Raw genomic sequence first — 12,782 nt, forward strand, 5'->3', positions numbered from 1 at the left:
CTTTCGATTCGGTAAAAACATGCAGGATTTTCTGTTGCGAGAGCGCCAAGGGGTGATTTCCGAGCGGCTGCGGCTGAACGGCCGCGTGCTGGCAGCGGAACTTGCGCTCGAATTCGGCGTCTCCGAAGATACGGTGCGGCGTGACCTTCGCGAGATGGCGGCGGCCGGACTCTGCGAGCGGGTCTATGGCGGCGCCTTGCCGGTATCGCCGGCGCATGGAAGCCTGACGCAGCGCATCGGCGTTGCCGCCGACCGGAAGCAGGCACTGGCGCGGGCCGCGGCAAAGCAGATCGCCGCCGGTTTGACGGTGTTCTTCGATGCCGGCAGCACCAATCTCGCGATTGCCAATGCCTTGCCGGCCGAACTCGAACTGACGGCCGCGACCAACGCGCCGGCAATCGCCGCAGCGCTGATCGACAAGCCGGCCGTCAACGTCATCCTGATCGGCGGCATGGTGGATCGGCAGACCGGCGGTGCGCTTGGCGCCAAGGCGCTGCGGGATATGGAACAGATATCACCGGATCTTTGCATTCTCGGCGCCTGCGGCGTCGATCTCGAGGCCGGCATCACCGCGTTCGGCTTCGAGGACGCGGAGTTCAAACGGTTTGCCACGTCGAAAAGCAGAAGAGTTCTGGTGGCCGTGACCTCGGAGAAATTCGGCACCGCTGCCCCCCACAGCATCCTGCCGATGGCGCATTGCGAATGCCTGGTTGTCGAGCACGATGCCGACCCGGCCGTCCTTGCCGGCTACCGCCAGCGCGGCTGCAGGACCGTCATCGCCGGGCAAACGAACTGAGACCGCTGTCATAGAGTTTAGGGAAACTGGGCTTGTTAGACCCGGCAACGAGGAAAGACCGAGAAATGGACAGTCATGTGAATGCATCGCGGGGAGCCCGGAGCGGCTTCATCACCAGAAAAAGGGCGGCGGTTTCACTGCTCTTTCTGATGAACGGCTTCGTCGTCGGCTGCTGGGCACCAAAGATTCCGGATTTTGCCGAGCGTCTCGGGCTCTCCAAGTTCGAGCTCGGGCTTATGATCATCGTCTTCGGTGTCGGCTCGCTGGTCATGATGCCGATCGCCGGCGCGCAGATCGCCAAACATGGCTCGCGTGTCGTCGTTCGGGCAACCGCCGTTTGCGTGCTGCCGCTGCTCCTGGCTCTGACGCTCGCCCCGAATGTGATCACCGCGGCAGTCTCGCTCTTCCTGTTCGGCGGCTTCATCGGCGCCATGGATGTGGCGATGAATGCCAACGCGGTCTCGGTCGAAAAATCGATGCGCCGCGCCATCATGTCCTCCTGCCACGCCTTCTGGAGCCTCGGCGGCTTGATCGGCTCCGGCCTCGGCGGCATCGTGATCGCCAAGCTCGGCATTCTCGGCCACGCCCAGCTGGCGACCGTGCTTGCGGCGATCTTCCTTGCCGTCGCCTGGCCGATGATCCTTGCGGATCCGCCCCATCCCGATGCCAAAAAGGAAAAGACCAGGCTGCCGATGGTACCGCTGCCGTGGCTGCTCGGCTTGATGGCGCTGTTCTCCATGGTGCCGGAAGGCGCGGTTCTGGATTGGGGCGCACTCTACCTCCGGCAGGAAATGGATGCGTCGGTCGCCCTTTCGGGTCTCGGTTTCGCAGCCTTTTCGGCGACCATGGCGACCATGCGCTTTGCCGGCGATCTGGTGCGCGATCGCCTCGGAGGCGTCAAGACGCTACGCATCTGCACGCTCTTTGCCATCGTCGGCATGTTGCTTGCTGGTCTTGCGCCTGACGCCGAGATCGCCATCCTGGGCTTTGCCCTGTGCGGCATCGGTATTTCCAACATGGTGCCGATCGCTTTCTCGGCGGCTGGCAATATTCCCGGCCTCAAACCCGGCATCGGCATCTCCGTCGTCACGACGATGGGTTATTCCGGCATGCTGGTCGCGCCGTCGCTGATCGGTTTCGTTGCTGAACATATCGGTTTTGCCATTGTCTTTATGGCGCTGCCGGTGCTGCTGCTGTTTGTTCTCGCGTTTTCGAAGCTCGCCCATTATGCCGACGGAGTTTCCGGGGGCGGCCACTGAGCCGCCCCGGAACAAAAGTGATATGGGAGGCGGTTGACAAGCAGCCAGGCTTGATCCACCTGAAAGGCACTGTTTTTAGGGGTGCAAGAACTCTGCATGTTGTCAGCCGCCGATTTTGATCCGAAACCGCGCCGCGCGTCCGTCGCCGTCGATGTCGGCGGCGTCATCGTTGGCGGAGGCGCGCCGATCGTCGTGCAATCGATGACGAATACGGATACGGCCGATATCGATTCGACCGTTGCGCAGGTTGCCGCCCTGCATCGGGCAGGCTCGGAGCTGGTGCGCATCACCGTCGATCGCGACGAGAGTGCGGCTGCCGTGCCGAAGATCCGCGAAAGGCTGCTGCGGCTCGGCATGGACGTGCCGCTGATCGGCGACTTCCACTATATCGGTCATAAACTGCTTGCCGATCATCCCGCCTGCGCCGAGGCGCTGGCGAAATACCGCATCAATCCCGGCAATGTCGGCTTCAAGGACAAGAAGGACAAGCAGTTCGCCGAGATCATCGAGATGGCGATCCGCTACGACAAGCCGGTGCGCATCGGCGTCAACTGGGGCTCGCTCGATCAGGACCTGCTGACGGCGCTGATGGATGAGAATGCGGCCGCCGGCTCGCCGCTCTCGGCCCGGCAGGTGACGCGCGAGGCGATTGTCCAGTCGGCGCTGCTTTCGGCAGCGCTTGCTGAGGAAATCGGCCTGCCGCGCAACCGCATCATCCTATCGGCGAAGGTCAGCCAGGTGCAGGATCTGATCGCCGTCAACTCCATGCTCGCCGAACGCTCGAACCATGCCCTGCATCTCGGTCTGACCGAAGCCGGCATGGGCAGCAAAGGCATCGTCGCTTCGTCGGCGGCGATGGGCTTCGTGCTGCAGCATGGCATCGGCGATACCATCCGCGTTTCCCTGACGCCCGAGCCGAACGGCGACCGCACGCGCGAAGTCCAGGTGGCGCAGGAAATTCTGCAGGTCATGGGTTTCCGGCAGTTCGTGCCTGTCGTGGCCGCCTGTCCCGGCTGCGGTCGCACGACCTCGACGGTGTTCCAGGAACTGGCCCAGAACATCCAGAACGATATCCGCAAGAACATGCCAGTCTGGCGTGAGAAATATCCAGGCGTTGAGGCGCTGAATGTCGCCGTCATGGGCTGTATCGTCAACGGACCGGGTGAAAGCAAGCACGCAGATATCGGCATTTCGCTTCCAGGCACCGGCGAGACGCCCGCAGCACCGGTTTTCATCGACGGCAAGAAGGCCCTGACGCTGCGCGGCCCCAATATCGCCGCTGATTTCGAAGCACTTGTCGTCGACTATATCGAGAAGCGCTTCGGTCGGCAGACCGCGGCGGAATGAAGACCGGCGGGATTAGATGAGCCGGTACTGGTCGCCCATCGTCAGCAAGCTTCGGCCCTATGTCGCGGGGGAGCAGCCCCGCATCCCCGGCCTGGTGAAGCTCAATACCAACGAGAATCCCTACGGGCCTTCGCCGAAGGCGCTGGAAGCAATCCAGCAAGCGGCGGACGATCGCCTGCGGCTCTACCCCGATCCCGCCGCCACCGAATTGCGCGAAACGATCGCGGCCCGTTTCGGACTGACGGCGGAAGAAATCTTCGTCGGCAACGGCTCGGACGAGGTTCTCGCTCTCACGTTTCAAGCGCTGCTGAAACATAAGCTGCCGCTCCTTTATCCTGATGTGAGCTACAGCTTCTATCCGACCTATAGCCTGCTATACGAGATCGAGGCGATCGAGGTGCCGGTCGATGATCAATACCGGATCCGGCTGGCGGACTACGACAGGCCGTGCGGCGCGATCATCCTTCCCAATCCGAATGCGCCGACCGGTACCGGCCTGCCGCTGACCGGGATAGAGGCGCTTCTTGCCGCCCATCCGGATGCGGTCGTCGTGATAGACGAGGCCTATGTCGATTTCGGCGGCGAAAGTGCCGTGCCGCTGATTTCCAAACATCCCAACCTCCTCGTAGTCCAGACCCTGTCCAAATCTCGTTCCTTCGCGGGTTTGCGGGTCGGCTTCGCGCTGGGGCAGCAGGATCTGATCGAAGCGCTGGTGCGCGTCAAGGATAGTTTCAATTCCTATCCGCTCGATCGGCTGGCGCAGGTCGCCGCCACGGCGGCGATCAAGGACGAGGCGTGGTTCGAGGCATGCCGGCGGAAAATCATCGCCAGCCGGGAAAACCTCGTCCGGGATCTGGAAGCGCTGGATTTCGAAGTTCTGCCATCCCAGGCGAATTTCGTCTTCGCAAGGCATAAAAGCAGGTCCGGCGCGGCACTCAACGCCGCGCTGCGGGAGCACGGCGTCCTCGTCCGGCATTTCGCCAAGCCGCGCATTTCGGAATTCCTGCGCATCAGCATCGGCACGGATGAAGAATGTGCCCGGCTGGTTTCTGCTCTCAAGGAGATCCTGGTCGTCTGACCTTGCGATCAGCTCTTGCGGTCGGCGATGAAATGCGCCGCGGCAATGAGGGTCGATGCACGCGCGCCGTAGGGGGCGAGTAGATCCTCGGCATCGCGGACATGCCGGCGGAGTTCGGTCTCGGCCCATTCCATCCCGTGCAACGCCACGAGCGTTCCCTTGCCGCGGGCCGCATCCTTGCCGGTCGCCTTGCCCATGGTTGCGGCATCCGAGGTCAGGTCGAGAATGTCGTCGGCGAGCTGGAAGGCAAGGCCGATCTTTTCGCCGAAGGCGCGCAGACGCTGGCGATCGTCCTGCGGGCTTCCCGCGATGATGGCGCCGGCCTCGCAGGCGAACCGGATCAGCGCGCCCGTTTTCATCGCCTGCAGGCGGATGATGCCGGTCTCGTCTGGCGCCTTTTTTTCCGCCGCGAGATCGAGCGCCTGGCCGCCGGCCATGCCGCCGAGACCGGCGGCGCGCGCAAGAGCCAGCACCAGCGATGCCTTGCTGCTATCGGGAAGCGCCGTTTCCGGTGCTGCGACAATGTCGAAGGCGTAGGTCAGCAGGCTGTCGCCGGCGAGGATCGCGGTGGCTTCATCGAACTTGACGTGCACCGTCGGTTTGCCGCGGCGCATGTCGTCATCGTCCATGGCCGGCAGATCGTCATGCACGAGGGAGTAACAATGCACGCATTCGAGCGCGGCGCCGATGCGAAGGGCGGCCTGCGCATCGCCGCCGAGAAGCGCGGCACTTTCGGCGACCAGGAATGGGCGCAGCCGCTTGCCGCCGTTCAGCACGGCATAGTGCATGGCGCTGCGCAGGGTCTCGGGCCTGGCGATTTCATCGGAAAGGGCGTTCGGCGACAGCAATGCGACGAGCAGCGCCTCGATCTTGCGGGCGTTGTTCTTCAGCCTCGTCTCGAAAGTGTCCCGGTTCGCGTCCATCGGCGCTGTTTGGCATGGGGCAAGGGGGCTTGCAACGGAATTGTCGATGGCTACCGCAAGATTTCCCATGTGCTCTGGCATAAGCGCCTCACAGGCGTTATGAGAACGACAGGGAGCGAAGTGGACTGGGGACATTTTGGATATAGCGCCGGAGACAGAGGATATCGCCGACATGCCGGCCCGTCGGCGATGGTTCGAAAATCGGCCTGTGCTGAAGCGCATCGTTCTTGCCGTGCTGGCGCTGGTCGTCCTTCCCTACGTGCTGATCTTTTTCTATCTGCTGCCTTTCATCCATCCCGTCTCGACGCTGATGCTGCGCGATCTCGTGCTATTGCGCGGTTATGACCGGAGATGGGTGTCGCTGGATGAGATCTCTCCGGTCCTAGTGCAGTCGGTGATGATGTCCGAGGACGGACAATATTGCTTCCACGGCGGCGTTGACTGGGCGGAAATGCGCATGCTCGTCGAGGACACGCTGAAAGGTCAAGCGACACGCGGCGGCAGCACGATCCCGATGCAGACAGCCAAGAACCTCTTCCTCTGGAACAGCCGCTCCTTCGTGCGCAAAGCGATGGAGCTACCGCTCGCCGTGTCCACGGATTTCGTCCTGTCGAAACGGCGGCTGATGGAAATCTACCTTAACATCGCCGAATGGGGTCCCGGCATTTACGGCATCGAGGCCGCCGCCCAGCATCATTTCAAGGTGCCGGCCTCGAAGCTGACGCGACGCCAGGCATCGCTGCTTGCCGTTTCGCTGCCGAACCCGATCGACCGCAAGGCAGGCAAGCCGGGACGCGGCCTTCGCCGGCTCGCCGGCGTGATCGAGAGACGGGCGCAGGGTTCGGGCGAATACATCAAGTGCATCTATGAGTGAGATCAGAACTTGTCGTTAGAAGGACCAAGCGTCATCTGACATTCTTGGTTCTGCCATATGGGCGGTGCAGTGAAACCAGAACCCTCGAGTTGCCCATGACCACCACGACATTTTCGCCCGAGCTTCTCTCTCACTCGAAGACCCACAATCCGACCCCACCCGCCCATCTCGGCAGCCGCTACCGCAAGGTCGGCGGTTTTCTGCCGGAAGCCGGCAATACCATCATCTGCCATATCGAGAAGGGTTCGCAGACGCAGACGGCGCTGATCGAGGCGCGTGAAACATATCTGGCGATGCCCGAGGCCGCGCAATTCCTGTTCACGCCGATCTCCAGCCTTCACATGACGCTTTTCGAAGGGCTCATCGAGACCCGGCGCCGGCAGGATTGTTGGCCGGGCGATCTCCCTCTCGAGACTCCGATCGAAGACATGACCGCGCGCATGGCGGCCCGGCTCGAAGGTTTCTCGATGACCGAGCCTTTCAAGGTGGCCGTCGTCGAAGCTCGCCCGTCGGGGCTGCTCGTCGACGGGGCAAACGAGAAGGACCGCAGGGTCATGCGCGCCTGGCGCAACGCCTTTGCCGATCTTCTCGGCTATCGCCAGCCGAACCATGAAGACTATAAGTTCCACGTGACCTTCGCCTATCCGATCGAACGGCTGGAGGACGAAGCCTTGCCGCGCTGGCAGGCGATGCTCGACGACGTAGCCGACGAGATCCGCCGCAAGACGCCCGTTTTCGAGTTGACGCCACCGGCCTTTTGCGTCTTCGAGGACATGAACCATTTCCACGAATTGCTGATCTTCGATTTCGACGCCTGAACGGGAGAAACCCCATGGACAGACCGACGCTCTACATCGCCAACAAGAACTATTCCTCATGGTCGTTCCGGCCATGGATTGCGCTGACGGGCGTCGGCATCGATTTTGAGGAGGTGCTGATCCCCTTCGACTATCCCAGCGGCAATCCCGACATCAAGGCCATCTCGCCAAGCGGCAATGTGCCGGTCCTGCAGCACGGCGCATTGAAGATCTGGGAATCGCTGGCGATCATCGAATATGCCGCCGAGCTTTATCCCGAAGCCGGCCTTCTGCCGAGGGATCGCGCTGCGCGGGCAATCTCCCGTTCGGTTTCGATGGAAATGCTGTCGGGTTTCCGGGCCCTGCGCGGCGCCTGCCCGATGAACATCCGCCGGCCGAAGGCCAGGATCGTCTTGCCGGATGGTGTCGATGCCGATATCCGCCGCATCGAGACGATCTGGCGCGACCTCCTGGAGAAATCCGGCGGACCGTTTCTCTTCGGCGCCTTCGGGGCCGCGGATGCGATGTTTGCGCCTGTCGTCAATCGGTTCGACATTTATGACCTTGTCCATCGAGACGACACGCTCGCCTATATGACGACCATGAAGGCGCATCCGGCCTGGCGGAAATGGGAAGAAGCCGCCCGTGCCGAGCGTTGGATCGTGGCGGAAGACGAAGTCTGAGCGAGGAATCATTACCTCGCAAAAAAAATTGATGGGGACTGGTCAAGACCGCCCCTTGCATGTATAAGCGCGCGAAATTCCGAAATCGCGACATGTCCGTTTCGGCCGCCAGTTTGGCCGTGGGAATGTTTTGCCCGCAAGTGGAGTAAGAGAAATGGCTGTACCGAAGAGAAAAACGAGCCCGTCCAAGCGCGGCATGCGCCGTTCGGCTGATGCGCTGAAGGCTCCGACCTACGTCGAAGACAAGAATTCCGGCGAACTGCGCCGCCCGCATCATATCGACCTGAAGACCGGCATGTATCGCGGCCGTCAGGTTCTGACGCCGAAGGAAAGCGCGTAAATTTTCCGATCGGCTCGTCCGATCGCAAGTTTCAAGGCCGGCTTCACGCCGGCCTTTTGCATTTAGCCAATATCATATTTGCAATCACTTGCGGTGAGACGACAGTTTGCGGCAGTATTCTTCCTGCGCAAGGAGATTGCCGATGATAGCCGCAATGCCGCTGATGATTATCCCGTTTATTCTTTACAATCTGGCGATGCTTGGCCTGATGGGCGGCGGCGGCATCGCAGCCTTGCAGCACAACATCATCGTGCTGTCGATGCTCTCGGGTGCGACCTGGAGCATGGCGCTCGGCGATCTCCTCATCGTCGTTGCGCTCATCGTGCTGTTCTTCGAAATCCTGAAAGCAACGCGAACCGGGTCCGGTAACCTCTTGAACCACATCTTGTCGATGCTAGTCTTCATCGCCTTCCTGGTCGAGTTTCTTCTCGTCCAGGGCGCTGCAACGCAGGTGTTCTTCATTTTGATGACGATCGCTCTGATCGACGTGATCGGCGGTTTTGCCGTTTCGATCCGGAGCGCCGGGCGGGATGTCTCTATCGGACTATAGGTTGTCGAGTTTATTCTGGAGAGCGCGGAGCTGCTCCTTCAGCTCGTCGATATCCTTGGCCTCAGCCTTGCGGCTTTCCTTGGCCGCCGGCGGCGCCATGAATGGCGAAAACATCTGCATTGCCTGCTGAAACAGCTCGGTATTGCGGCGAACCTGGTCCTCGACCATCTGCATCGGCAATTGCAAGTTCTTGCCGAGCGGCGTCTCGCCAAAGGCGCGGTTTACCTGTTCGCGCATCTGAGCCTGCTGCTCGGTAAAGGCACGCATAGAATGTTCGAGGAAGCTCGGCACGACCATCTGCATCTGGTCACCGTAATAGGTGATGAGCTGGCGCAGGAAGGAGATCGGAAGCAGCGTGTTGCCGGTTTTCGATTCCTGCTCGAAGATGATCTGGGTCAGCACCGAATGGGTGATGTCGTCTCCGCTTTTTGCGTCCTGGACGGTAAAGTCTTCGCCCCTCTTCACCATCTCCGCCAGATCTTCCAGCGTCACGTAGGTGCTGGTGCCTGTATTGTACAGGCGGCGATTGGCGTATTTCTTGATGACTATCTGACCCTCGTTCTTCGCCATATCAGTCTCCTGAACTCCCGTCTGATTTTTGGATGCTCCTCCACTTTAGACTGTAAACGCAAAAGAAGGCCGGTGACAATCTCTTTGTGCGTTGCGGCAAACCTTTAACAGATCAAACGAATCGGCGCTGACGGCTGCCGCCGAAAAATGGCGGCGACCAGTCTTCCCGTTTGACTTGTGCTCAAAGCTTTGCCAGTTTCCCCTTATGTAAGTGGGACGAAAACGAGGAGCCTCCCCATGAGCAATTCATCCGTCGTCATCGCCAGCGCAGGTCGGACAGCCGTCGGCTCGTTCAATGGCGCTTTTGCAACGGTCCCCGCGCATGAACTCGGCGCGGCCGTCATCAAGGGCGCGCTCGCACGTGCCGGCGTCGACGCCGGCGAGGTGGATGAGGTGATCCTCGGCCAGGTGCTGGCCGCAGGCGAAGGCCAGAACCCGGCCCGCCAGGCGGCGATCAAGGCCGGGCTTCCGAAGGAAACGACGGCTTGGGGCGTCAACCAGCTCTGCGGCTCGGGCCTGCGCGCCGTCGCGCTCGGCATGCAGCAGATTGCCACCGGCGATGCCAAGATCATCGTTGCCGGCGGTCAGGAATCCATGTCGATGGCGCCGCATGCCGTGCACTTGCGCGGCGGCGTCAAGATGGGCGACACGAAGATGGTCGACACGATGATCAAGGACGGCCTGACCGATGCCTTCCACGGTTATCACATGGGCATCACCGCCGAGAATATTGCGCGTCAATGGCAGCTTTCGCGCGACGAACAGGATCGGTTCGCGGTCGCTTCGCAGAACAAGGCCGAGGCCGCCCAGAAAGCCGGCCGCTTTACCGACGAGATCATCCCCTATGTCATCCAGACGCGTAAGGGCGATGTTACGGTCGATGCCGACGAATATATCCGCCACGGCGCCACGCTGGAGGCTATGGCCAAGCTGCGCCCCGCCTTCGACAAGGAGGGCACGGTGACGGCTGCAAATGCCTCCGGCCTCAATGACGGTGCCGCGGCAGCGGTGCTGATGAGCGAAGCGGAAGCGGTCCGCCGGGGCATCCAGCCGCTGGCCCGCATCGTTTCCTGGGCAACGGCGGGCGTCGATCCGTCGATCATGGGCACCGGCCCGATCCCCGCTTCGCGCAAGGCGCTCGAAAAGGCCGGCTGGTCTGTGAACGATCTCGATCTCGTCGAGGCCAACGAGGCTTTCGCTGCACAAGCCTGCGCCGTCACCAAGGATCTCGGTTGGGATCCTGCCATCGTCAACGTCAATGGCGGGGCGATTGCCATCGGCCATCCGATCGGCGCTTCCGGCGCGCGCGTTCTCAACACGCTGCTGTTCGAGATGAAGCGTCGGGGCGCGAAGAAGGGCCTGGCCACGCTTTGCATCGGCGGCGGCATGGGTGTCGCCATGTGCTTCGAGGCACTTTAACAGCATACGATACGATCCGTCATTGATTGAAACCCCGCCATGCGCGGGCGAAAACAAAAGGGGAGCGGAACATGAGCAGAGTGGCTCTGGTCACCGGAGGTACACGCGGCATTGGCGCAGCAATATCCACGGCGCTGAAAAATGCCGGCTACAGGGTTGCGGCCACTTACGCCGGTAATGACGAGAAGGCTCATGCCTTCCACGACGTCACCGGCGTTGCGGTATTCAAATGGGATGTTTCGGACTACGCAGCCTGCGGTGAAGGGATCACCAAGGTCGAAGGCGAGATCGGGCCGGTCGAAATCCTCGTCAATAATGCCGGCATCACCCGCGACGCAATGTTCCACAAGATGACGCCGCAGCAGTGGCACGAGGTGATCAACACCAACCTGACCGGTCTATTCAACATGACGCATCAGGTCTGGAGCGGCATGCGCGACCGCAGCTTCGGCCGCATCGTCAATATCTCGTCGATCAACGGCCAAAAGGGCCAGATGGGCCAGGCGAACTATTCGGCGGCCAAGGCGGGCGATCTCGGCTTTACCAAGGCGCTTGCCCAGGAAGGGGCTGCAAAAAACATCACCGTCAATGCCATCTGCCCCGGTTATATCGGAACGGAAATGGTGCTTGCCGTGCCGGAGAAGGTACTGAATGAACGCATCATTCCGCAGATCCCGGTCGGTCGTCTCGGCGAACCGGAAGAAATCGCGCGTTGCGTCACCTTCCTCGTCTCCGACGATGCCGGCTTCATCACCGGCTCGACGCTGACGGCCAATGGCGGGCAATTCTTCGTTTAAGACAGGATGAACGTTTGTCGATTCGCAAAGGCGCGTTGCAGAACGCGCCTTTGCTTTTTGTTTGGGAGGTCAGAAGCGGTTGCCGGTGTCCCGGTCTCGCTGAACCCGAATCTTGACCGGCATTCGCTGCCGCAAGCGATCTCCGCTACGAAGAGCTGAGACCGCGGTTGTCAGGAAAGCCGCAGCGACGAGAATGACGACGGTGGAATTCAGGACAATCTGGTCCATGCAAATATTCCTTTCAGCGCGTCGGGCGATGGTGCCTGCCCTGCGATCACCAAGGAAATATGCGCCTCCAATAGGTGCCGGTAGATTTGACTTTCACGACTGATCGTCAACATCACGTTGACGCGCCGGCAAAGAAAAACGGGCGCAAAAGCGCCCGTTGGGAGTCCGATATGTTATGCGATCAGTAGCGGCAACGAGCCTCGTAACGGCGGCCGTAGCGGTCGCGATAGATGCAGTAGCCGCGGCGTTCGACCGACTGGCCGATCAGGGCACCGGTCAGACCCCCGGCAACGGCGCCGACAGCGGCACCACCCCAGCTATTGGTGACGGCGCCGCCGATGACCGCACCGGTGCCGGCGCCGATCGCCGTGCCCTGCTCGGTCGCCGTGCAGGATGCGAGAGCGCCCACGAGCGCGCCAATAAGAACAATCTTCTTCATCATGTCGTAACTCCCCAGGTTTGTCGGGCTTTAGATGCGGCCCATTAGTACAAGGATAATGATAATGACGAGAACTAGCCCCAAACCGCCGGAAGGTCCATAGCCCCAGCCACGGCTGTAACCCCAATTCGGCAAGGCTCCGATCAAGAGCAGAATGAGGATAACGAGAAGTATCGTGCCAAGCATGGTGTGTTTCCTTCATTTTCATCCGCAATCTGAATGGACAAGAAACACGCATTGGCGATTTTTGTTCCCGGTTGAGCGCGCGAATTGTGATGCGGCGCGATTCATGGTTTGCAATCCGTCTTCCCCGGAAAATTATCGATATGGTTAAAAAGACGTTTGAATACAATAGGTTGCGGTGAACAAAGCGGGAAGGTCGCAATGTCGTCGATTCGTCGACGATTCGTTCCGTTTTTGATCGATCCGATCGCGCAAGCGGTCCCGGGTTAAGACCGTGTGAATTTCGTCGTCGAAAGATTAACGCCCGCCCGAACGGTCCGACATGAGGATCTGTCGCTTGCCTGCATCTAGCGGCGGGTGACGGCGGCGCCACCAGATCTTGACCTGAACGAAAGGTGAAAGTGGTTCGGTCGGCGATTCGTCTCCGATTCGTTCCGGATTTGGTCGAGGCGTTAATTTTGGGTGGAATTTTCGCTCGGCAAAAGGTGGCGGCAGCCTC

16 protein-coding genes are annotated in these 12,782 nt (G+C 60.8%); 11 read left to right on the forward strand and 5 right to left on the reverse strand.

Annotated features, from left to right (window positions below; genetic code table 11):
* Window positions 1-19: 19 nt before the first annotated feature.
* The 4 genes from RHE_RS20490 to hisC all read left to right on the forward strand — a co-directional run bounded on the left by RHE_RS20490 (window position 20) and on the right by hisC (window position 4,480).
* Entirely contained in the window at window positions 20-796 is a 777-nt protein-coding gene (locus RHE_RS20490; protein ID WP_020922551.1) for a DeoR/GlpR family DNA-binding transcription regulator, read from the forward strand.
* A 65-nt stretch (window positions 797-861) separates the two neighbouring features.
* Window positions 862-2,055, forward strand: coding sequence for an MFS transporter (locus RHE_RS20495; protein WP_042119102.1), 1,194 nt, complete (start codon window positions 862-864; stop codon window positions 2,053-2,055).
* A 96-nt stretch (window positions 2,056-2,151) separates the two neighbouring features.
* Entirely contained in the window at window positions 2,152-3,402 is a 1,251-nt protein-coding gene (gene ispG, locus RHE_RS20500) for a flavodoxin-dependent (E)-4-hydroxy-3-methylbut-2-enyl-diphosphate synthase (RefSeq protein WP_011427197.1), read from the forward strand.
* Between the two features lie 16 nt (window positions 3,403-3,418).
* Entirely contained in the window at window positions 3,419-4,480 is a 1,062-nt protein-coding gene (gene hisC, locus RHE_RS20505) for a histidinol-phosphate transaminase (protein WP_011427198.1), read from the forward strand.
* An 8-nt stretch (window positions 4,481-4,488) separates the two neighbouring features.
* Here hisC and RHE_RS20510 read toward each other — a convergent pair whose 3' ends face one another.
* Entirely contained in the window at window positions 4,489-5,403 is a 915-nt protein-coding gene (locus RHE_RS20510) for a polyprenyl synthetase family protein (protein WP_042119104.1), read from the reverse strand.
* Window positions 5,404-5,539: 136 nt separating this feature from the next.
* Between RHE_RS20510 and mtgA the strand changes: the two genes are divergently transcribed.
* The 5 genes from mtgA (at window position 5,540) to RHE_RS20535 (ending at window position 8,647) form a co-directional block, all read left to right on the forward strand.
* A complete protein-coding gene (gene mtgA / locus RHE_RS20515; RefSeq protein ID WP_041678781.1) occupies window positions 5,540-6,277 on the forward strand; it encodes a monofunctional biosynthetic peptidoglycan transglycosylase in 738 nt (245 codons plus the stop codon).
* 95 nt (window positions 6,278-6,372) lie between these two features.
* Window positions 6,373-7,095 carry a DUF1868 domain-containing protein gene (locus RHE_RS20520; RefSeq protein WP_011427201.1) on the forward strand — a complete coding sequence of 241 codons (723 nt, stop codon included), beginning with the start codon at window positions 6,373-6,375 and terminating at the stop codon, window positions 7,093-7,095.
* Between the two features lie 14 nt (window positions 7,096-7,109).
* Window positions 7,110-7,757, forward strand: coding sequence for a glutathione S-transferase family protein (locus RHE_RS20525; RefSeq protein WP_011427202.1), 648 nt, complete (start codon window positions 7,110-7,112; stop codon window positions 7,755-7,757).
* 154 nt (window positions 7,758-7,911) lie between these two features.
* Complete coding sequence (gene rpmF / locus RHE_RS20530) at window positions 7,912-8,097, forward strand: 50S ribosomal protein L32 (RefSeq protein WP_003543812.1); 186 nt, start codon at window positions 7,912-7,914, stop codon at window positions 8,095-8,097.
* Between the two features lie 142 nt (window positions 8,098-8,239).
* Window positions 8,240-8,647 carry a hypothetical protein gene (locus tag RHE_RS20535; RefSeq protein WP_011427203.1) on the forward strand — a complete coding sequence of 136 codons (408 nt, stop codon included), beginning with the start codon at window positions 8,240-8,242 and terminating at the stop codon, window positions 8,645-8,647.
* On the opposite strand, the gene phaR is transcribed toward RHE_RS20535, so the two are convergent.
* Complete coding sequence (gene phaR, locus RHE_RS20540) at window positions 8,642-9,217, reverse strand: polyhydroxyalkanoate synthesis repressor PhaR (protein ID WP_011427204.1); 576 nt, start codon at window positions 9,215-9,217, stop codon at window positions 8,642-8,644. The genes RHE_RS20535 and phaR overlap by 6 nt on opposite strands.
* Window positions 9,218-9,454: 237 nt before the next feature.
* Between phaR and RHE_RS20545 the strand changes: the two genes are divergently transcribed.
* Both RHE_RS20545 and phbB read left to right on the forward strand, forming a co-directional pair.
* Window positions 9,455-10,636: an acetyl-CoA C-acetyltransferase gene (locus tag RHE_RS20545; RefSeq protein WP_011427205.1), complete on the forward strand. Its 1,182-nt coding sequence runs from the start codon at window positions 9,455-9,457 to the stop codon at window positions 10,634-10,636.
* A gap of 71 nt (window positions 10,637-10,707) precedes the next feature.
* Window positions 10,708-11,433 carry a beta-ketoacyl-ACP reductase gene (phbB, locus tag RHE_RS20550; protein WP_011427206.1) on the forward strand — a complete coding sequence of 242 codons (726 nt, stop codon included), beginning with the start codon at window positions 10,708-10,710 and terminating at the stop codon, window positions 11,431-11,433.
* A gap of 69 nt (window positions 11,434-11,502) precedes the next feature.
* Here the strand turns inward: phbB and RHE_RS33725 are convergent, their stop codons facing one another.
* The 3 genes from RHE_RS33725 to RHE_RS31905 form a co-directional block, all read right to left on the reverse strand.
* A complete protein-coding gene (locus tag RHE_RS33725) occupies window positions 11,503-11,661 on the reverse strand; it encodes a hypothetical protein (RefSeq protein WP_166486920.1) in 159 nt (52 codons plus the stop codon).
* Window positions 11,662-11,842: 181 nt separating this feature from the next.
* Window positions 11,843-12,103 (reverse strand): YMGG-like glycine zipper-containing protein, encoded by a 261-nt coding sequence (locus tag RHE_RS20555; protein ID WP_009991900.1) that lies wholly within the window; start codon window positions 12,101-12,103, stop codon window positions 11,843-11,845.
* Window positions 12,104-12,130: 27 nt separating this feature from the next.
* Window positions 12,131-12,286, reverse strand: coding sequence for a DUF3309 family protein (locus tag RHE_RS31905; protein WP_003543790.1), 156 nt, complete (start codon window positions 12,284-12,286; stop codon window positions 12,131-12,133).
* Between the last annotated feature and the right edge of the window lie 496 nt (window positions 12,287-12,782).

Origin of the sequence: Rhizobium etli CFN 42 (assembly GCF_000092045.1) — a bacterium.
Classification (GTDB): Bacteria; Pseudomonadota; Alphaproteobacteria; order Rhizobiales; family Rhizobiaceae; genus Rhizobium; species Rhizobium etli.

Bases quoted from the DNA above. Each gene is read 5' to 3' on its own strand.
- RHE_RS20490 (WP_020922551.1), top strand. From the start codon at position 20: ATGCAGGATTTTCTGTTGCGAGAGCGCCAAGGGGTGATTTCCGAGCGG.
- RHE_RS20495 (WP_042119102.1), top strand. From the start codon at position 862: ATGGACAGTCATGTGAATGCATCGCGGGGAGCCCGGAGCGGCTTCATC.
- ispG (WP_011427197.1), top strand. From the start codon at position 2,152: ATGTTGTCAGCCGCCGATTTTGATCCGAAACCGCGCCGCGCGTCCGTC.
- hisC (WP_011427198.1), top strand. From the start codon at position 3,419: ATGAGCCGGTACTGGTCGCCCATCGTCAGCAAGCTTCGGCCCTATGTC.
- RHE_RS20510 (WP_042119104.1), bottom strand. From the start codon at position 5,403: ATGGACGCGAACCGGGACACTTTCGAGACGAGGCTGAAGAACAACGCC.
- RHE_RS20520 (WP_011427201.1), top strand. From the start codon at position 6,373: ATGACCACCACGACATTTTCGCCCGAGCTTCTCTCTCACTCGAAGACC.
- RHE_RS20525 (WP_011427202.1), top strand. From the start codon at position 7,110: ATGGACAGACCGACGCTCTACATCGCCAACAAGAACTATTCCTCATGG.
- rpmF (WP_003543812.1), top strand. From the start codon at position 7,912: ATGGCTGTACCGAAGAGAAAAACGAGCCCGTCCAAGCGCGGCATGCGC.
- RHE_RS20535 (WP_011427203.1), top strand. From the start codon at position 8,240: ATGATAGCCGCAATGCCGCTGATGATTATCCCGTTTATTCTTTACAAT.
- phaR (WP_011427204.1), bottom strand. From the start codon at position 9,217: ATGGCGAAGAACGAGGGTCAGATAGTCATCAAGAAATACGCCAATCGC.
- RHE_RS20545 (WP_011427205.1), top strand. From the start codon at position 9,455: ATGAGCAATTCATCCGTCGTCATCGCCAGCGCAGGTCGGACAGCCGTC.
- phbB (WP_011427206.1), top strand. From the start codon at position 10,708: ATGAGCAGAGTGGCTCTGGTCACCGGAGGTACACGCGGCATTGGCGCA.
- RHE_RS33725 (WP_166486920.1), bottom strand. From the start codon at position 11,661: ATGGACCAGATTGTCCTGAATTCCACCGTCGTCATTCTCGTCGCTGCG.
- RHE_RS20555 (WP_009991900.1), bottom strand. From the start codon at position 12,103: ATGATGAAGAAGATTGTTCTTATTGGCGCGCTCGTGGGCGCTCTCGCA.
- RHE_RS31905 (WP_003543790.1), bottom strand. From the start codon at position 12,286: ATGCTTGGCACGATACTTCTCGTTATCCTCATTCTGCTCTTGATCGGA.